Source organism: Pseudomonas sp. TH31 (assembly GCF_016650815.1).
Classification (GTDB): domain Bacteria; phylum Pseudomonadota; class Gammaproteobacteria; order Pseudomonadales; family Pseudomonadaceae; genus Aquipseudomonas.
In genome coordinates, this window is the sequence record NZ_JAEKEZ010000014.1 from 248,949 (window position 1) to 266,858 (window position 17,910).

Sequence of the window (17,910 nt, forward strand, 5' to 3'; positions counted from 1 at the left end):
TCAGCGAACAATGTCGAAAGCGGTCCCGGGCCGCGAGAAGGAAATCGCCAGGATTTGCCGGTACGCCATGTCGTGGGAATGGACATTGCGGGCCGGGGTCACGTAGTGACGCATGTCGCGATCGAGGAAGAAGGTGGTGTCGAGAATTTCCTGATAGGTCGTCGACGCCAGTTGCTCTTCGTGAGCGTTGTAGAGGCGGCTCTCGGCGCCGTCCACATTGTTGCGTCCCCAGAAGTGCACACCGCTGAACGGGTAACCGTCGCAATGAATACCTTCAGGGGTGATTTCCAGTTGTTTGCCCGGCTTGATCTCGATGCGGATCTGATGGATCTGGCATTGCCAGATTTCATCGTGCAACTCCGGCGGCAAGACGTTTTTGTACACTTCAAAATCGATGTCGATGAGGCTGCGCATCACCGGCGAATTGATCACTTCATCGGAGAAGTCCTGGAAGTGGCGAACCATTCCACCGACGTAGCTGTTGTTGGCCTTGGACTGAACATAGGCACGGTGTTCCAGCTGCGTCAAATCGCGGGTCACCGGGTTGTATTCGAAGTCGCTGTAACGACGGAAACGCATACCGGATTCGGCCTGGCCGTAGTAGCTGTCCGGTTCCATGTTTTCCCAACTTCTGGTCAGTCTGACGAAGTCGGCGAAATGACCGTAGAGATTGAAGTCACCACCCTGGACGTTGACAAATTTGTCGCGCCTTAGCGATTCGCCAACTTCTCTGTTTAACACGATCATTACTAGTCTCCGCTGCATTTAGCGGCTCAATCTAGTATCTGTAGGATTTTCGGCCCATGAGAAAGAATTTCAGGCATCTCAAGCGTTGCTTGAAGCGCGGTAAAAAGATCTCTTGAATCGACTTTTTTATGCCAAAAAAAGCGCTTTTAGAACGTTTTCACCAAAATACAGCCAAAAAAACCCCGAGCCAGTCGGGGTTTTTGAGTGAGTTTTATCCACTCAGCCGATCATCAGAAGATGTTGATCGGGTAATCCACGAACACACGTACTTCGTTACCGCTGACGTTGTACTCGCTGGATTTCTGCGACACGCGCAGGATCGAGCTGCGCAGTTTCACGCTAAGGTCTTTGGCCGGGCCACTTTGCACGACGTACTTGAACTGGTTGAAGATCTCGCGCTCGGTCCCGCCTTCGCTGGTGGACGTGGTGATGTTGTCACCGCGCACGTAGGCGAAGTTGTAGCTCAGGCCCGGAACGCCGAAAGCGCCGAAGTCCAGGCCGTAGCCCAACTGCCAGCTGCGTTCGTCTTCAGCGTTGAAGTCGGACCAGTAGGAGTTGGCCAGGTAGATGGTGTTGCCACCGTCGCCGACACGCCCCTGGTCTTTCTGGTAGCCGCCGTAGGCGTAGCCCAGGTTGCTGTCGCCAGTGCTGCGCTGGTGAGCGAGGGTGAACGAGTGCGGGCCGGTGGCGAACGTCGCTGCCAGGCTCCAGATCTTGTTGTCGTCGCCGGTGATCCCGTTTTCGCGGACATAGGCATTGTCCAGCTTGGTGCGGTAGCCGTTGAAGTCCAGGGTCAGGGACTGATCCTTGTCGATCGGGAACACGTAGTTGGCATTCACGTATTGCTTCTTCAACACGTCTTCGACGTCGGAAGCGTAAACCGCAGCCTTGAACTGTTCGGTGAACTGGTAGCTACCGCCCAATACGTTGATCGACTTCAAGCCACCGCTGTCACGGCCTTCAGCGCTCTTACGCGATTCAGCGGTAAAGCGACCGGCGTTCAGCACCAGGCCCTGGATTTCCTTGGAGGTGATCAGCGTGCCGGTGTAGCTTTCTGGCAGCAGGCGCGAGTTGTCGTAGTTCAGCACCGGCAATTCCGGCATCTGGTCGCCGTAGGTCAGCGTGGTGCTGGACAGACGGAATTTGACCGCTGCGCCGCCCTTGGACAGGTCATTGGCCGGGTTGCCGCTGTCGCCCTTTTTGAAGAAGTCGATACCTTGGGCACCGCTGCGGTCTTCACTGCGCTCAAGATTGAGTGCGTACAGACCAAACGCATTCACACCGACACCGACGGTGCCTTGGGTGAAGCCGGACGAGAACGTACCGATGGCCGCTTGGCCCCACTCGGATTTATCCGGGTTGCCGTCTTTGTAGTCACGATTGATGTAGGCGTTGCGCAGCAGCACTTTGAGGCTGCTGTCTTCAACAAAACCCTTGGATTGGGCCTGGTCGTTAGCCATGGCTTGTGTAGCGCTCAACATCCCCAGAGCGATCAGGCTGATTCGCTTGTTCAACATGTTATTTTCCTTATTACCGATTGATACGCGCTGTGCCGAACGGCTGAAATGGCGCTGTCGCGCTCTTTTTTCACCCAAAAACAAAAAGGCCCGCCCACGAAAAATCGCGGCGGGCCTTTTATTGTTTTGTGAGTCGTGGCGGTCGGCCACAGGCGTTGGCGCGAATCCTATCCGCGCCCTTAACCCTGTGTCAATTTCATGAATCGTCTGTGAATAGGCGAAAAACGTCTAAGAAATCAGTTGCCTGCGAGCGCCAGTTGTACGGTATGGCTGTCGACGAACTGCTCGAAGTGGGTGACTTTGCCATCGGCCAAGGTCCACAAATGCGCGACGCGCGCATTCATCGGGCGGCCGGTGGCTTTGTAGGTTGCGCTGTAGTTGCCGTAGGCAAACACCTTGTCGCCCTGTGCGACGTAGTTCTCGACCTTGAACTGAAAACCTTCCCATTCGGTGGCCAGGCGCTTGAAGACATTTTCGACAATGGCGTCGAAACCCACGTAGGTGCCGGCGTAGGGAAAACCTGCGGCCTCGGTCCATTGCGCATCAGCGGCCAGGACGGCGGCGGTGTTGCGCGCGTTTTCCTGGGCGTTCGCGCCTTCGTAAGTGCTTTTGATCAGGCTCAGGTTATCCATGGGTGACTCCAGGTGAAATCAGGGGGCGCAGCCGTCGAGGCCACAGGCTTTAAACTCGGACGAAGACGCTTGGGTTGGCAGCGACTGACGCAGCCAGGCCGCGAAGGCTTCGGGCTTGCCCAGCCAGGGGCCGATGTCGATCAAGGTGAATTGGCCATCCTGTTCCAGGGCGAAGGTGGGGAAGCCCTGGCCGCCGACTTTGGCTAACAGTGCGCGGCTTTCCTTGATGTGGCGATCGGTGTCGACTTGCTCGAAAGCCGCCTGGAACATTTGAGGTTCGAGGCCCAGACCCGTCGCGAGTTCAAACAACACCGCTTCATCGGCAATGCGTCGCCCTTGCACGTAGTGAGCGGTCTGCAAACGGCCCAGCAATTCCAGCCCGCGGCCGGCAATCTGCTCGGCGGCGAGCACCGCCGCCGTCGGCGGTGTGGAATCGAAGACTGCGCTTTCATCGCGCAGCAATCCTTCGAAATAGGCCTCACCGAACGGCTGGCCGGTGTACTCGGCGATGCGTCGATCATGGGGCATCACATAGTTGCGCAAGTGTGGCGAGACGGTCTGGCGATTGGCGCCGCTCATCATCCCGCCGCCGTGGGCAATCACTGGCAGGACGGTTTGGGCCGCTTGCACCAACGGTTTTGCACCGTAGCACCAGCCGCACAACGGGTCGTAAATGTAGTGAAGGCTCATGGGAAGGCTCCGGCAAAAAGGTAGGAAAACTCGATGCCGGCAGACTAGCCCTCAGATCGTGTCGGAAAAACGCCGGAATGGAGGTCAGTCTGTTTCAGGAATCGGTCGAATGCCCGGGTGGCCGGCAACCGCAACGACTTGAGCCCGGAGCGGACCCGACCAGACACCACCCAACCTGTGGGAGCGGGCTTGCTCGCGAAGAGGCCGTGTCAGTCGATAGAGATGTCGCCTCACCGACCGCTTTCGCGAGCAAGCCCGCTCCCACATTTGATCTCCAGTGATCAAGAAAAATCTTCGCCCATAAAAAAGCGCCGCCTTCCCGGCAGCGCTTTTATCAATCCGTTGTTTTTCTTTTTATCCTTCCATCACATCCCACAACGCTTCCAGCTCCGCTTCGCTGAATAAACCAGCGGGGTAGCGCTCGATCATCATCCGGCGCGGATCAGGTTCTCTGATCTGACGCGTTCCATTGGACTTCAACCAGTGCGCAAGGATCTGGAGCGATTCGCTATTGACTGCCAGGGGATGCAATGTCCGCTCGCTCACTACATTCACTTCGGCGTTCATTTCAGCGCTCTCTCCCGGTTTGTGAGCGGCTAACTTATCCAAGGTTTATGACAGAACATCGCAGCTCTCCCCTCCCTGTTTTGCACCATCACAGATACAAGAGCTGTGCCAATATTTCGCAAGTGTCGATCAGTGGATACAAAAAAGCCCGCGGTCCTGACGGGCTGCGGGCTTTCTCTCATACGCTGTGCGGCAATCGCTGCCCGGTTGAATATGCAATCAACTCAAGCTGTTACAACCCCACTCACTCCTTGTGCGGCGCGGGCTGCTGTTGGGTAAGGCAGTGGATATTCCCGCCGCCCAGTAACAGTTCGCGGCCCGGCACCATCACCACTTCGTGCTGCGGGAACAGGCCCTGCAGAATCTCTTTGGCCGGGCCATCCAGCGGATCGTCGAAGCTTGGCGCGATGATGCCGCCGTTGACGATCAGGAAGTTCACGTAGGAGCCGGCCAGACGAACGGTCGGGTTGCGCTCCTGTGTGCCGTCCACCGGATCGACACCCGCGCACTCTTGCTCGGTCGCATACAGCGGTCCCGGAATCGGCATTTTGTGCACCGTGAATGGGCGACCCTTGGCGTCGGTGCTGCTTTGCAGCACGTTCATCGCGGCCTGGCAGCGCGGGTAGTTCGGGTCTTGCGGGTCATCGGTCCAGGCCAGCAATACTTCACCTGGGCGCACATAGCAGCAGAAGTTATCCACATGACCGTCGGTTTCGTCGTTGAACAAACCGTCCGGCAGCCAGATGATTTTATCCACCGCCAGATTCGCGCCGAGCACCGCTTCGATGTCTGCGCGGTTGAGGTGCGGATTGCGATTGCGGTTGAGCAGGCATTCTTCGGTGGTGATCAGCGTGCCTTCGCCGTCGACGTGAATCGAACCGCCTTCGAGCACGAAGCCCTCGGTGCGGTAGCGCTGGCTGCGCTCGATTTCGAGGATCTTGCCGCCGACCTGCGAGTCACGGCTCCACGGCGAGTACAGGCCGCCGTCAAAACCGCCCCAGGAGTTGAAGTCCCAGTTCACCCCACGGACTTCACCACTGTTATTGATGACGAAGGTCGGGCCGGTGTCGCGGACCCAGGCGTCGTCGCTGGACATCTCGACCACACGAATATTCGGCACATCCAGACGGGCACGGGCGTTTTCGTACTGGCCGGCGGAAACCGCGACGGTCACCGGCTCAAAACGGGCGATGGCCTTGGCCACTGCGACGTGCGCGGCTTGCGCCGGTTTGCCGCCCAGGCGCCAGTTGTCCGGGCGCTCGGGCCAGATCATCCAGGTCTGGGTTTGTGCTGCCCACTCGGCCGGCATGTAGAAGCCGTCGGCGCGTGGGGTGCTGTGTAAAGTGCTCATGGGATCAGGACTCCAGGGAACCGTCGAGGGTTTTGATCGCATTGTATAGGTTCGGGCGACGATCACGGAACGAGCCCCAGGCACTGCGGATGTGCTCCAGCTCGTCGAGGTCGAAGCGTTGAACCAGCACGCCTTCTTCAGTTTCGTTGAGTTCCTGGACCTTCTCGCCAAACTGGTTGGCAATGAACGATGAGCCGTAGAAGGTAATGTCGTAGCCGTCCTGCTCTTCATTGCCGATGCGGTTGCTGGCGATCAGCGGCATCAGGTTGGCGCCGGCATGGCCCTGCTGCACGCGCTGCCAGTGGTCACGGGACGAAATCGTCTTGTCGTGCGGCTCGCTGCCGATGGCGGTCGGGTAGAACAGGATTTCCGCGCCCAGCAACGCCATGCTGCGGGCGCACTCCGGGAACCACTGGTCCCAGCAGATGCCCACGCCGATTTTCGCGTAACGGGTGTTCCAGACTTTGAAGCCGGTATCGCCCGGGTTGAAGTAATACTTCTCGTGGTAGCCAGGGCCGTCCGGGATGTGGCTTTTACGATAAATCCCGAGGTTTGAGCCGTCGGCATCGATGATCGCGATGCTGTTGAAACGCGCGCGGCCGGCCAGTTCGTAGAAGCTGATCGGCAGCACGACTTGCAGTTCTTTGGCGACTTTCTGGAAATGCTTGATGGCGACGTTGTCTTCAACGGTCGTGGCCAGTTGCAGGTACTCGGGGTTCGGCTTCTGGCAGAAGTACGGGGCCTCGAACAGCTCCTGGATCAGGATGATCTGCGCACCTTTGGCCGCGGCCTCACGGACCAGCTTCTCGGCGGTCTCGATATTGGCTTCAAGGTCCCAGGAACAAGCCATCTGGGTAGCGGCGACGGTAACGATACGGCTCATGAATCATCTCCTGGGCAATTGCTTGAAGGTCGAGTGTGAGGTCGACCGATGACAGAACGAGAAGCACCGGGCGTGGTTGATCACGCCGTGGGCAGTGGCGACTTTATAGCCGATAAATATCGGCTTTAAAAGCTACAACAACTCCATCCGTCTAAATAAAAGCAAATTAACCAGATAATAATCGAATTTAAACCCTGCCCCTGTGGGAGTGAGCCTGCTCGCGGTAGCGGTGGACCAGCCAGCATCAATGGCGCATGTTCCACCGCTACCGCGAGCAGGCTCACTCCCACAATGGATCAGGTGTTTACAGGCCCTCTGCGAGCACCTTCGAGAGCATGTCGACAAAGAAATCCACGCTCTGGCGCGAGGTCACCATCGGCGGTTTGATCTTCAGGACGTTCAGATAATCGCCGGTCGGCTGCATGAAAATCCCCAGCTCACGCAACCGGTCACACAGCGCCGTGGTTTCTTCGGTCGCCGGTTCCAGGGTTTCACGATGGCGGATCAGCTCGACACCCAGGTAGAAGCCGGAACCATGCACCGCGCCCACCAGCGGATGAATATCGATCAGCGCTTCAAGCCGTTCCTTGAAGTAGCCGCCCACGACCAGAGCATTTTCCCAGAGCTTCTCCTCTTCCATCACATCGAGCACCGCCATGCCGATCTGGCAACTGACCGGGCTGCCACCGGCCGACGAGAAGAAGTAACCCTCGGCCTCCAGCGCTTCAGCGATTTCCCGGCGGGTGATCACTGCGCCCAATGGCTGGCCGTTGCCCATGCCCTTGGCCATGGTGATGATGTCCGGTACCACGCCCTGCTCTTCGAAGCCCCAGAAGAAGTGGCCCATGCGGCCGTAACCAACCTGTATTTCGTCGGCGATGCAGACGCCACCCTGAGCGCGGACCCGCGCATACACCTGCTGCAAATACCCCGGCGGCAATGAGATACCGCCGGCATTGCCGTACACCGGTTCGCAGATGAAACCGGCCAGTTGGCGTTTCTGCCCGGCGATTTTCGCCAGGTTGTGTTCGACGCTGCGCACGTAGTCCGGCGCGCTGTCCGGGCCACGGAATTCGCCCCGGTAGGTGTTCGGCGCAGTCACCGGATGCACCCAGTCAGGGCGGCTGCTCAAGGCTTTCGGGTTGTCGGCAATCGAGGTCGAGACCGCGTCCGCGCCCACCGTCCAGCCGTGATAGGCCTCAAGCACGCTGAGCATGTCACGCCCGCCGCTGTAGGCCCACGCCAGGCGAATCGCCAGGTCGTTGGCCTCGCTGCCACTGTTGACCAGGAACACTCGGTCCATGGAATCCGGCGACAACTGCAACAGGCGCTCGGAGAACTCGGCAACCGCCGCATAGTTAAACCGCGAGTTGGTGTTGAGCATCGACCACTGACGGCTGGCGACGGCAGCCATGCGTGGATGACCGTGCCCCAGCACCGCGACGTTGTTGAGCATGTCGAGGTAGGAGCGGCCCTGCATGTCGATCAGGTGGTTGCGCCAGCCGCGCTCGATGCGTGGCGGGTCGACGTAATAGTGTTTTTGGGTGCGGGCGAAACTGGCGTCGCGACGGGCCAGCAATGTCTGCGAATCAAGCTCTGCTTCAGCGTCACAGGCCAGCCCAAGCAAGGCTGCGGGCGAAGGGCACAACGCTTGCCAGGCCGCCGCGCGTGACGGCGTACAAAACAACGGAGCGTTAAGCGAAGCCTCACGGCTCAACTGCACGACCAAAGACCCGCTGACCGAACCCAGCACCTGGCCTTTGACCAGCGCCGCACCGGTATGCAGCGACGGCGTGACGCCCCACAGCCGCACGCTCAGTTGCGGACCATCCAGTTGCAGCACACCCACTTCCGGCTGGTGGACGACACCGGCAAACGGTGACTCGACCGTCGTACCGTGGGGCACTCGTAGCTCGACGTGCAGCGGGCAAGTGTCCGGTTCTGCGGCACTGTCCGGTCGGGTACGGGACAAACGATATTGACCATAACGGCTGGCCGCCAAACCGTGGGCTGCCGCCGCTTCGGTCAGCAGACGCCGATCGATACCTGCTTGCTCCCAGTTACCAGCCTCAAAATGCGGACTGAGCACGCCCAGATCGATCAAGGCAAACTCGCACCCCACCAGCCCCGGCAATAACGGCGCAAACCCTTCCCTGCCAATACTCGGCAGGCTCTGGCCGACGGCGGTCAGGATCGCCGCTTCCATCAGCGCCAACGGCACCGATGTAGCAACGCGGAAAATTTCCCACTCATGAGTGAGATTGTCGCGACTGTAGGCGTTGCCCGGATCGATGCTGACCTGCTGCTCGCCACTGAGCACCAGCACCGCCGCGCGGGCCATGATCAGCGGCCACAACGCCAGCAGCTCTTCAGGCTGCAACGGATTGACCGCGTGATAGGCCTGAACCGCCGGCAAGATGTAAAACGGATCGCCATCGGCGTGATGCAGCAGCGCCGCGCACGTCACCGACAGATCGGTAATGCGCCAGGTACGAATCAGGTCGCCAAAATCGATCACCCCCTGCAACTGCCACCGGCGTTGTGCATCGCGCTGCCAGACCACGTTATCGTCGGTGACGTCCATGTGAATCGCCTGCACCGGCAGCTTCGCCACTAACGGCAGCAAACGTCGTTCTGCCTGTTCGGCGGCCTCGGCAATCGACGCGCGTTGCCGATCATCCTGGATGACTGGCAACAAATGGGCGATCAATGCGTTGGCGTGGCGGGCGTCCCATTGAAGGGTGCGTTCAAGGCCTGGATGGTCGAAAGCGGCCAAGGCCAGATCCATTTCGCCGCAGAGCCGGCCAAATCCGGCCACCACCGAGCCCGGCAAGTAATCGAGGTGCGTCAACGGCTGGCCTTCAATGTAATCCAGTAGGCGCATATGGACAGGCTGACCGCCGACTTCCAGCGAGAGCAGGTCTGCGCCATTGTTGGCGGGAATCACCCGCGGCACCTGCACACCGCCATGTTCGGCCAAATGCTTGAGCCCTGCGTGCTGGGCCTGCAACTCGAGCGCCGAGTAGTCGCCACGACATATTTTCAGGACGAAACGACCACGATCGCTGTCGACACGAAAGTTGAGATCCTGCTGACTGCCCAGGGGCTGCAATATCCCGTTCAACCCGTAATGTGCCTGCAACAGCTCTAGTGCTTGCTCCGCAGACACTTGCGGGCTGGGCAAACTGGCGCGGTGAATCAACGTGGCGAGCGGCATACAACGACCCCTGAAATTTTATTAGGCGCTTATATCGCCACCGCTTGGAGCCAGACGCAACCCCCGCCCTGGTTGGCGCACAGCAAAAGACAATCGCAGGACTCGCACCAGCCGGCACTTTGCGCAAGAATGTCGGTCATCAATGTCCCACGCTGGAGAAACCCATGAACATAGTCACCACCGACCTGCCCGGTGTACTGATCATTGAGCCCAAGGTATTTGGTGACGAGCGAGGTTTTTTTACGAAAGCTTCAACGCCAAGGCTTTCGAAGAAGCGACCGGCCTGAGCACTCAGTTCGTTCAGGACAACCACTCGCGCTCGCAAAAAGGCGTACTGCGTGGCCTGCATTACCAACTGGAAAATACCCAGGGCAAACTGGTACGTGTCACGGCCGGTGAAGTGCTCGACGTGGCCGTGGACATCCGTCGCAGCTCGCCGCACTTCGGTAAATGGGTGGCGGTACGTTTGTCCGCCGACAACCATCGTCAACTGTGGGTGCCAGAAGGTTTCGCCCACGGCTTCGTGGTACTGAGCGAGTTCGCCGAGTTCCTCTACAAGACCACCGACTACTACACCCCGTCGGCCGAGCGCAGCATTCGTTGGGACGATCCGGACCTGGGCATCGACTGGCAACTGGATGAAGCGCCAAAACTGTCGGGCAAGGACGCGGCCGCCTCGTTCTTCAAGGACGCTGACGTCTTTTCCTGAAACGCCGTGTGAATCTTCGTTTCAACTGCGCTCGCAACCCTAGGCATAATGCGTCTGTTCCCCCAGGCGCCCGATGCTCATGACTCCACCCCTCCCCGCAGACCCCGCTGGCGCAGCCTGGCCCTGCTCGCGCTGTGCCTGGCGCCGTTGCTGTGGCCGCTGCAGCATCTGGCCGAGCGTTACTACCGTAGCGAACTGGCCGGGCAGAACCGTCAGACCCTCGACCTCTATGTCGCCAACCTGCTGGGCACCCTGCACCGTTATGAAGTGCTGCCGCAGATCCTCGGCGACTTGCCCGCCCTGCGCGCCGTACTGGGCGCGCCCGACGATGGCGTCACCCAGGGCAACGCCAACCGCTTGCTGAAGAACATCAGCGCCCAGACCGGCGCCGAAGTCATGTACCTGATGGACACCTCCGGCAAGACGCTGGCGGCCTCCAACTGGGACAAACACGACAGTTTCGTCGGGCGTAATTTTTCCTTCCGGCCGTACTTCAGCGAAGCCATGGCCGGGCGGCTCGGGCGCTTTTTCGGGCTGGGTACCACCTCGGCCAAACGCGGTTACTTCTTCGCTGCCGCCGTACGCGAGGGCGAGAAAGTCGTCGGTGTGCTGGTGGTCAAAGTCGATCTCGATCTCACCGAAAGCCTCTGGGGCAAAACCCCGGAACAACTGCTGCTGACCGATCACAACGGTGTGGTCATCCTCACGTCCCGACCCGAGTGGCGTTTTCGCTCGACCCGTGTTTTGAGTGAGGAGGAAAACAAAGCCATCACCGCGATCCAACCCTACCCGACCCGCGATCCCAAGCCATTGATGCTCAATCCCGGCGCCTGGCTGACCCAGACCCGGCATATCGAGGAAACCGGCTGGAGCGTCAGCATCCTTGCGCCACGGACCCTGATTGACCGCCCGGTGCGCACGGTCGTGGCCATCGGTGGCGCGACGCTGCTGGTTGTGATGCTGTTGCTCGGCCTGATGATGCAGCGCCGGCGCCACTATCTGGAGCGGATAGCCTTCGAAGCCAAGGCCCGCCGCGAACTCGAAGGCCGGGTGGCCGAGCGCACCAGTGACCTCGAAGGCCTCAACCGACGCCTGAAACAGGAAGTGCTGGAGCGCGAACACGCCCAGCAAGAACTGGTGCGAGCCCAGGATGACTTGGTGCAGGCCGGCAAACTGTCGGCGCTGGGGACGATGTCGGCGAGTATCAGCCACGAACTCAATCAACCGCTGGCGGCGATCCGCAGCTACGCAGAAAACGCCGAAGTGCTGCTCGATCATCAGCGCACCGACGATGCCCGCGGCAACCTCAAGCTGATCAGTGAACTGACCGGGCGCATGGCCTCGATCATTGCGCACCTGCGCGCCTTCGCTCGCCGTGATCGCCACGCCCCGGAAAGCGTCGCCCTGCAACCAGCGCTGGACGACGCCCTGGCGTTGCTGGCCAAGCGTCGACGGAGCATGGAAGTCGAGCTGATCCGTGACCTGCCAGCCGCCACGTTGTGGGTCGAGGCAGGGGAAACCCGTTTGCGCCAGGTGCTCGGCAACCTGTTGGCCAACGCCCTCGACGCACTGACCGAAAAAGGCCCGCCGCGCAAACTCTGGCTGAGTGCCCAATCCACCAGCGAGGGCGTCAACCTGTACATTCGCGACAACGGCCCCGGGTTCTGCCTGGAGGCGCTGGGTCGCGCCGGCGAGCCCTTCTACACCACCAAGACCCGCACTCAGGGCCTTGGGCTGGGGCTGGCGATCTGCGACACCCTGATGCGCGCCTTCGGTGGTGAACTGTCGTTCGCCAACCATAAGGAGGGCGGCGCCCTGATTACCCTGAAGCTACGCGCAGGCGCACCCGGTGTGAGCCTGCAACCGCCCGAGGACCGAAGTGCATGACCATCGATAACCGCATCCAGGTCGTGCTGATCGACGATGATCCGCACTTGCGCCAGGCCTTGAGCCAGACGCTGGACCTGGCCGGCCTGAAGATCCTGCCGCTGGCCGAAGCCAGGGGCCTGGCCGGGCAACTGGAGCGCGACTGGCCGGGCGTGGTGGTCAGTGACATCCGGATGCCGGGCATGGACGGCCTCGAGTTGCTGAGCGAACTTCACGCCCAGGACCCGGAGCTGCCGGTACTGCTGATCACCGGCCACGGCGATGTACCGTTGGCCGTGCAAGCGATGCGCGCCGGGGCCTATGACTTTCTGGAAAAACCTTTCGCCAGCGACGCCCTGCTCGACAGCGTGCGCCGCGCCCTGGCCCTGCGCCGGCTGGTACTGGACAACCGCAGCCTGCGCCTGGCCCTGAGCGACCGCAATGAATTGAGCGCCCGACTGGTCGGGCAATCGGCGCCGATGCTGCGTTTGCGCGAGCAAATCGGTGCACTGGCGGCGACCAGGGCCGACGTATTGATACTCGGTGAAACCGGTGCCGGTAAAGAGGTGGTCGCCCGGGCACTGCACGACTTGTCGAATCGTCGTAACGGCCCGTTCGTGGCGATCAACGCCGGGGCGCTGGCCGAATCGGTGGTGGAAAGCGAGCTGTTCGGTCACGAGCCCGGCGCGTTTACTGGCGCGCAAAAACGCCGCATCGGCAAGTTCGAATTCGCCAACGGCGGTACGTTGTTCCTCGATGAAATCGAAAGCATGACCCTGGATGTGCAGGTGAAACTGCTGCGCATGTTGCAAGAACGTGTAGTCGAGCGCCTGGGCGGCAATCAGTTGATCCCGCTGGACATCCGCGTCATCGCCGCCACCAAGGAAGACCTGCGCCAGGCCGCCGATCAAGGGCGCTTCCGGGCCGACTTGTATTACCGGCTGAACGTCGCACCGCTGCGCATTCCACCGCTGCGCGAACGTGGCGAAGATGCTCTGGTGCTGTTCCAGCATTTCGCCGACGAAGCCAGCACTCGCCACGGTTTGCCGCCCCACGAACTGCAGCCGGGGCAACGGGCGCTGTTGCTGCGTCACGCCTGGCCAGGCAACGTGCGCGAACTGCAAAACGCCGCCGAACGCTTTGCCTTGGGCCTGGAACTGGAACTGGACAACAGCGCGCCGCAGGGCAGTGCCAGTACCACGGTGGAAGTGCTCAGCGGTGGCCTGAGCGAGCAGGTGGAAAACTTCGAAAAAAACCTGATTGCCGCTGAGCTCGCGCGCTCTCACAGCTCGGTACGCAGCCTTGCCGAGGCCTTGGGCATTCCGCGCAAGACCCTGCACGACAAGCTGCGTAAACACGGTCTGAACTTCGCCGACAGTGGCGCCAGCAGCCACGCCGACGACCTTGATTGAATCCAACCGCAGAGGCCATGCATGAATCGCGACAGTCGTTACCTGGAATCAATCCTGCACCATGACATTCCCCTGACCCGGGACATGGGCCTCAAGGTCCTCGACTGGCACGACCAGCAACTGCGCCTGCACTTGCCGCTGGACGTCAACGTCAATCACAAGAGCACCATGTTCGGCGGCAGCCTGTATTGCGGCGCCGTGCTGGCCGGTTGGGGCTGGCTGCATTTGCGTTTGCGTGAAGAAGGCATTGAAGACGGGCACATCGTGATTCAGGAAGGGCACATCAGCTATCCGCTGCCAGTGACGAGCGATGCCACGGCGATTTGCCAGGCGCCGAGTGCGGCGGTGTGGAAGAAGTTTCTGGCGATGTATGAGCGCTATGGGCGGGCGCGGCTAACACTGCATTCACGGATTGTGAATGCAGGGACTGAGGAGGATGCGGTAACGTTTAGCGGGCAGTACGTGCTGCATCGGTAAAGCAAAAGATCGCAGCCTCGTTTCACTCGACAGCTCCTACAAGGAAACGCGCCCCCCTGTAGGAGCTGTCGAGTGAAACGAGGCTGCGATCTTTTGATCTTCAGGCCCGAGCTAACGCCAACAATTTCTCGCGCCACGCAGCCTTCGCCGGCAACGCCAAAAAGAACTCATTGAGCAACGATTCCCGCGCCGGATAACAAAACGGCGCGCCACTCAAATCCAGCACCTCACCGCCCGCCCCTTCCAGCACGCCTTGCGCCGCCGCCGTGTCCCACTGAGAGGTCGGTGCCAACCGCGGATAACAATCCGCCGCCCCTTCCGCCACCATACAAAATTTCAGTGAACTGCCAAAGTTCGCCAACTGCAGCTCACCCAGGCTCTCACTCAACCCCGCCAGCAAGCGCTCCTGCTCAGGGCTCGAATGCCGACGACTGGCGACCACGGTAAACGCCTCGCCTGCCGCCGGTACGTCGCGAACCTGAATCGGCAACGGTGTTGCGCCGGCATCACCCCGCCACGCCCCCAAACCGCTACCACCGACATAGAACCGCCCGCTGGTCGGCATCGACACCACGCCAAATACCACACGGCCCTGCTCGATCAGCGCGATGTTGACGGTAAATTCTTCACTGCCGGAGATGAACTCCTTGGTCCCGTCCAACGGGTCCACCAGCCACCAACGCTGCCACCCGGCGCGTACGCTTTGGGGGATGTTGGCGTCTTCTTCGGAAAGCACCGGAATGCTCGGATCCAGTGCGCTCAGCCCATCCACGATCACATGGTGAGCGGCCAGATCAGCCGCCGTCACTGGCGAGTCATCGGACTTTGCAGTAACCGCTACGCCGTTGCGCCAGAACGGCAGGATCGCTTCACCCGCCTTCAAGGCCAGTTCAACCACTGGCGCCATCAAAGGATGAGGAAAATTCAAACTCATGGCAAAAACACCCCACGCTGGGTCAATAAGTCTCGGGCCAGATACAGCGCCGCCAAGGCACGGCCCTCGGTGAATTGCGGGTTCTGGGCCAGGGCCGACAACTCACGCAGGTTGACCTTGTCCACCCGCATCGGCTCGGGCTCGTCACCCTCAAGGCTTTCTTCGTACAGATCGGTGGCCAAGACCACCTGGATCTTCTGGCTCATGTAACCGGGCGACAACGACAACTCGGTCAGGTGTTCCAACTGCCGCGCGCCAAACCCGGCCTCTTCCTTGAGCTCGCGCTCGGCGGCGGCCAGCACGTCTTCGCCGGGCTCGATCAAGCCTTTGGGCAAGGACAGTTCGTATTCATCGGTGCCGCCGCAATATTCTTCGACCAGCACCGCGTGGTCTGCATCGAGCATCGCCACGATCATCACCGCGCCATATCCGGCACCCCTGCCGACCAGACGCTCGTAAGTGCGCTCCACGCCATTGGAAAAGCGCAGCTTGAGCTCTTCGACGCAGAATAAACGGCTGGTGGCGACGATCTCGCGGGCAAGTACGGTGGGTTTCTGGCGCATAGACGGCTCCTTGGCGTGAACGCGTTACTATACCCGGCCTATCCTGATTGTTTACCTCGGATATCTTTTTACCGCTGGAGAAGTTTTTATGTCCCTGCTGCCCTGGCGCGACATCGACACCGTTCTGCTGGATATGGACGGCACGCTGCTGGACCTGCACTACGACAACCATTTCTGGATGGAGCACCTGCCGCAGCGCTATGCCGAATTGCACGGGGTGAGCCGGGCCATGGCGCAGATGGAGTTGCAGCCACTGTTCGAACGCAACGCCGGCCAGTTGCAGTGGTACTGCCTGGATTTCTGGAGCGCAGAGCTGAAAATTCCGGTACGCGAGCTGAAGCTGGAAACAGCCCATCTGATTGCCCTGCGCCCGGATGCGGATACGTTTCTGGCGGCGATCAAACAGGCTGGCAAGCGTGTGGTGATGATCACCAATGCCCATCGCGATTCGCTGTCACTCAAGTTGGAGCGCATAGAACTGGCGCCGTATTTCGAGCGGTTGATCAGTTCCCACGATTACGGCTTCGCCAAGGAGAACCCGCAGTTCTGGGATGCGTTGCAGGCGGACATCGGTTTTGATCCGGCGCGTAGTCTGTTTATCGACGATACGTTGCCGATCCTGCGCAGTGCGCGGAATTTTGGGGTGGCGCATTTGTTGGCGGTGCGTGAGCCGGACAGTCGCAAAGGGCCGAAGGACACGGCGGAGTTTGCGGCGGTCGGGGATTATCGGGAGTTGATCGAAGGGCTCTGATTCCCTGTAGGAGCTGCCGAAGGCTCGGGCCGCGTTCGGACGATCTTTTGATCTTGATCTTCGGCAGCTTTGAAACCGCCAAGATCAAAAGATCGCAGCCTTCGGCAGCTCCTACGGGCCTCACATTATTCAGGAATGCGCAACGACTGCCCCGGATAGATCTTGTTCACATCCTTGAGCATTGGTTTGTTGGCCTCAAATATTTTTTGATACTTGTTGGCATCGCCATACACGCGCAGGGAAATCGCGCTGAGGGTGTCGCCCTTCACGACCGTGACAAACTTCGCGGCCACTACCACCGGCCCGGTCACGGTGATCTGGTCGTCCACGCTGCCGACACCGGCGATATTGCCCACGGCCAGCAGGATTTTTTCCTTCTCTTCCTGACTCGCGACTTCACCGGTGACCGTGACCTTGTCGCCATCCACCGTGGCCTGCACATTCGGATTACCCAGGCCGACCTTGCTGATGTGATCCTTCAACTGCTCACTGGCATTGGCGTTGCCCGGTGTCAGCAGATCGATAAGCTTTTCGCCTGCTTCTTTCACAAAGCTAAAAATACTCATGGTGCACTCTCCTTGGGTTTAGGGTTCCAGACGCAAAAGACTAGACCAAGGCTGCAAGCCACGGTTCCAACCCGACCAATGACCCCACCCCCTTGCAAGCGCTAGAATCGCAAACCCTGCCAGCGCCCTGGAGCGAAGATGGACATCAAGCAGCTCAAATTCCTCATCGCCCTCGACGAAACCCGGCACTTCGGCCAGGCGGCCGCGCGCTGTCACATCACTCAGCCGACCCTGTCCATGCGCCTGCGCAGCCTTGAGGAGGAACTCGAGCTGCCGCTGGTCAATCGCGGCCAGCGCTTCGAGGGCTTCACTGCGCCGGGCGAGCGGGTGCTGGCCTGGGCGCGCACGGTGCTGGCGGCTTATGACGGCTTGCAGGCCGAAGCGGCGGCCTGTCGCGGCAATCTGGTGGGTACATTGCGGTTGGGCGTGGTGCCGCTGTCGAGTTTCGATCCGCTGCCTTTGATGCAGCGCCTGCATGCCAAACACCCGAACCTGCGCTTCGAGCTGTCGGCGCTGAGTTCCGAGCAGATCCTCGAACAACTGGCGAACAATCGTCTGGACCTCGGTGTGTCCTACCTGGAGCGTCTCGACGGCGAGCGCTTCGACTCCCTGGCGTTCAGCGAAACCCGCATGGGGTTGCTCTACGACCAGCGCTTTTACACCTTCGGCGAGGCGCCGCTGAGCTGGGAGTCGCTGATCGAACTGCCGCTGGGCATGCTCACCAGCGGCATGCACTTTCGCCAGTCCATCGACCATAACTTCCACAGCCGCGGGCTGACGCCACAGCCGTTGTTGCAAACCGATGCGGTCCATCAATTGTTACAAGCCGTGCACGGCGGGTTCTGTTGCGCGGTGATGCCGTTGGACGGCGGCCTCGAAAACCTGACCGACCACCTGCGCCTGCAACCCATCGAAAACGCTCAAACCCTTGGCCGGCTGGGGTTGATCATGCGCCGCAGCGCCCCGCGCTCAGCCCTGGCGGAAGCCTGTTTCGCGATTTATCAGAAATCGCTGAAGGACTCTTGATC

16 protein-coding genes and 1 pseudogene are annotated in these 17,910 nt (G+C 60.3%); 6 read left to right on the top strand and 11 right to left on the bottom strand.

Features of this window, described 5'->3' with window-relative positions:
* The 8 genes from JFV26_RS11555 to JFV26_RS11590 all read right to left on the bottom strand — a co-directional run bounded on the left by JFV26_RS11555 (nt 1) and on the right by JFV26_RS11590 (nt 9,604).
* Nucleotides 1–747, bottom strand: a complete 747-nt coding sequence (locus JFV26_RS11555; RefSeq protein WP_201192352.1) for a 2OG-Fe dioxygenase family protein — start codon at nt 745–747, stop codon at nt 1–3.
* A 230-nt stretch (nt 748–977) separates the two neighbouring features.
* Complete coding sequence (locus tag JFV26_RS11560; protein WP_201192353.1) at nt 978–2,264, bottom strand: OprD family porin; 1,287 nt, start codon at nt 2,262–2,264, stop codon at nt 978–980.
* Between the two features lie 236 nt (nt 2,265–2,500).
* Nucleotides 2,501–2,896, bottom strand: coding sequence for a nuclear transport factor 2 family protein (locus JFV26_RS11565; RefSeq protein ID WP_201192355.1), 396 nt, complete (start codon nt 2,894–2,896; stop codon nt 2,501–2,503).
* 18 nt (nt 2,897–2,914) lie between these two features.
* Complete coding sequence (locus JFV26_RS11570) at nt 2,915–3,586, bottom strand: DsbA family protein (RefSeq protein ID WP_201192357.1); 672 nt, start codon at nt 3,584–3,586, stop codon at nt 2,915–2,917.
* A gap of 354 nt (nt 3,587–3,940) precedes the next feature.
* Nucleotides 3,941–4,153 carry a hypothetical protein gene (locus JFV26_RS11575; RefSeq protein WP_123598111.1) on the bottom strand — a complete coding sequence of 71 codons (213 nt, stop codon included), beginning with the start codon at nt 4,151–4,153 and terminating at the stop codon, nt 3,941–3,943.
* Between the two features lie 244 nt (nt 4,154–4,397).
* Entirely contained in the window at nt 4,398–5,504 is a 1,107-nt protein-coding gene (gene aguA / locus JFV26_RS11580) for an agmatine deiminase (protein ID WP_201192359.1), read from the bottom strand.
* Between the two features lie 4 nt (nt 5,505–5,508).
* Complete coding sequence (aguB, locus tag JFV26_RS11585) at nt 5,509–6,387, bottom strand: N-carbamoylputrescine amidase (protein ID WP_201192361.1); 879 nt, start codon at nt 6,385–6,387, stop codon at nt 5,509–5,511.
* A gap of 304 nt (nt 6,388–6,691) precedes the next feature.
* Nucleotides 6,692–9,604 (bottom strand): aminotransferase, encoded by a 2,913-nt coding sequence (locus tag JFV26_RS11590; RefSeq protein WP_201192362.1) that lies wholly within the window; start codon nt 9,602–9,604, stop codon nt 6,692–6,694.
* A 164-nt stretch (nt 9,605–9,768) separates the two neighbouring features.
* Here JFV26_RS11590 and rfbC point away from each other — a divergent pair.
* The 4 genes and pseudogenes from rfbC (at nt 9,769) to JFV26_RS11610 (ending at nt 14,068) form a co-directional block, all read left to right on the top strand.
* Nucleotides 9,769–10,313 (top strand): annotated as a pseudogene (gene rfbC, locus JFV26_RS11595) (dTDP-4-dehydrorhamnose 3,5-epimerase).
* Nucleotides 10,314–10,361: 48 nt separating this feature from the next.
* Nucleotides 10,362–12,200 carry a sensor histidine kinase gene (locus tag JFV26_RS11600; protein ID WP_201192364.1) on the top strand — a complete coding sequence of 613 codons (1,839 nt, stop codon included), beginning with the start codon at nt 10,362–10,364 and terminating at the stop codon, nt 12,198–12,200.
* A complete protein-coding gene (locus JFV26_RS11605; RefSeq protein ID WP_201192366.1) occupies nt 12,197–13,591 on the top strand; it encodes a sigma-54-dependent transcriptional regulator in 1,395 nt (464 codons plus the stop codon). Before JFV26_RS11600 ends, JFV26_RS11605 begins: the two co-directional genes overlap by 4 nt.
* 21 nt (nt 13,592–13,612) lie before the next feature.
* Nucleotides 13,613–14,068 (top strand): thioesterase domain-containing protein, encoded by a 456-nt coding sequence (locus tag JFV26_RS11610; RefSeq protein WP_201192368.1) that lies wholly within the window; start codon nt 13,613–13,615, stop codon nt 14,066–14,068.
* A gap of 100 nt (nt 14,069–14,168) precedes the next feature.
* Here the strand turns inward: JFV26_RS11610 and cysQ are convergent, their stop codons facing one another.
* Both cysQ and nudE read right to left on the bottom strand, forming a co-directional pair.
* Nucleotides 14,169–15,002, bottom strand: coding sequence for a 3'(2'),5'-bisphosphate nucleotidase CysQ (cysQ, locus tag JFV26_RS11615; protein ID WP_201192370.1), 834 nt, complete (start codon nt 15,000–15,002; stop codon nt 14,169–14,171).
* On the bottom strand, nt 14,999–15,565 hold the full coding sequence (gene nudE / locus JFV26_RS11620; protein ID WP_201192372.1) for an ADP compounds hydrolase NudE: 567 nt from the start codon (nt 15,563–15,565) through the stop codon (nt 14,999–15,001). Before nudE ends, cysQ begins: the two co-directional genes overlap by 4 nt.
* A gap of 88 nt (nt 15,566–15,653) precedes the next feature.
* Between nudE and yrfG the strand changes: the two genes are divergently transcribed.
* Nucleotides 15,654–16,316, top strand: coding sequence for a GMP/IMP nucleotidase (gene yrfG / locus JFV26_RS11625; RefSeq protein ID WP_201192374.1), 663 nt, complete (start codon nt 15,654–15,656; stop codon nt 16,314–16,316).
* Nucleotides 16,317–16,441: 125 nt separating this feature from the next.
* On the opposite strand, the gene lysM is transcribed toward yrfG, so the two are convergent.
* A complete protein-coding gene (lysM, locus tag JFV26_RS11630) occupies nt 16,442–16,882 on the bottom strand; it encodes a peptidoglycan-binding protein LysM (RefSeq protein ID WP_201192376.1) in 441 nt (146 codons plus the stop codon).
* Nucleotides 16,883–17,020: 138 nt separating this feature from the next.
* Here lysM and JFV26_RS11635 point away from each other — a divergent pair, with 138 nt between their 5' ends.
* Nucleotides 17,021–17,908, top strand: coding sequence for a LysR substrate-binding domain-containing protein (locus JFV26_RS11635; RefSeq protein WP_201192378.1), 888 nt, complete (start codon nt 17,021–17,023; stop codon nt 17,906–17,908).
* Nucleotides 17,909–17,910 lie beyond the last annotated feature (2 nt).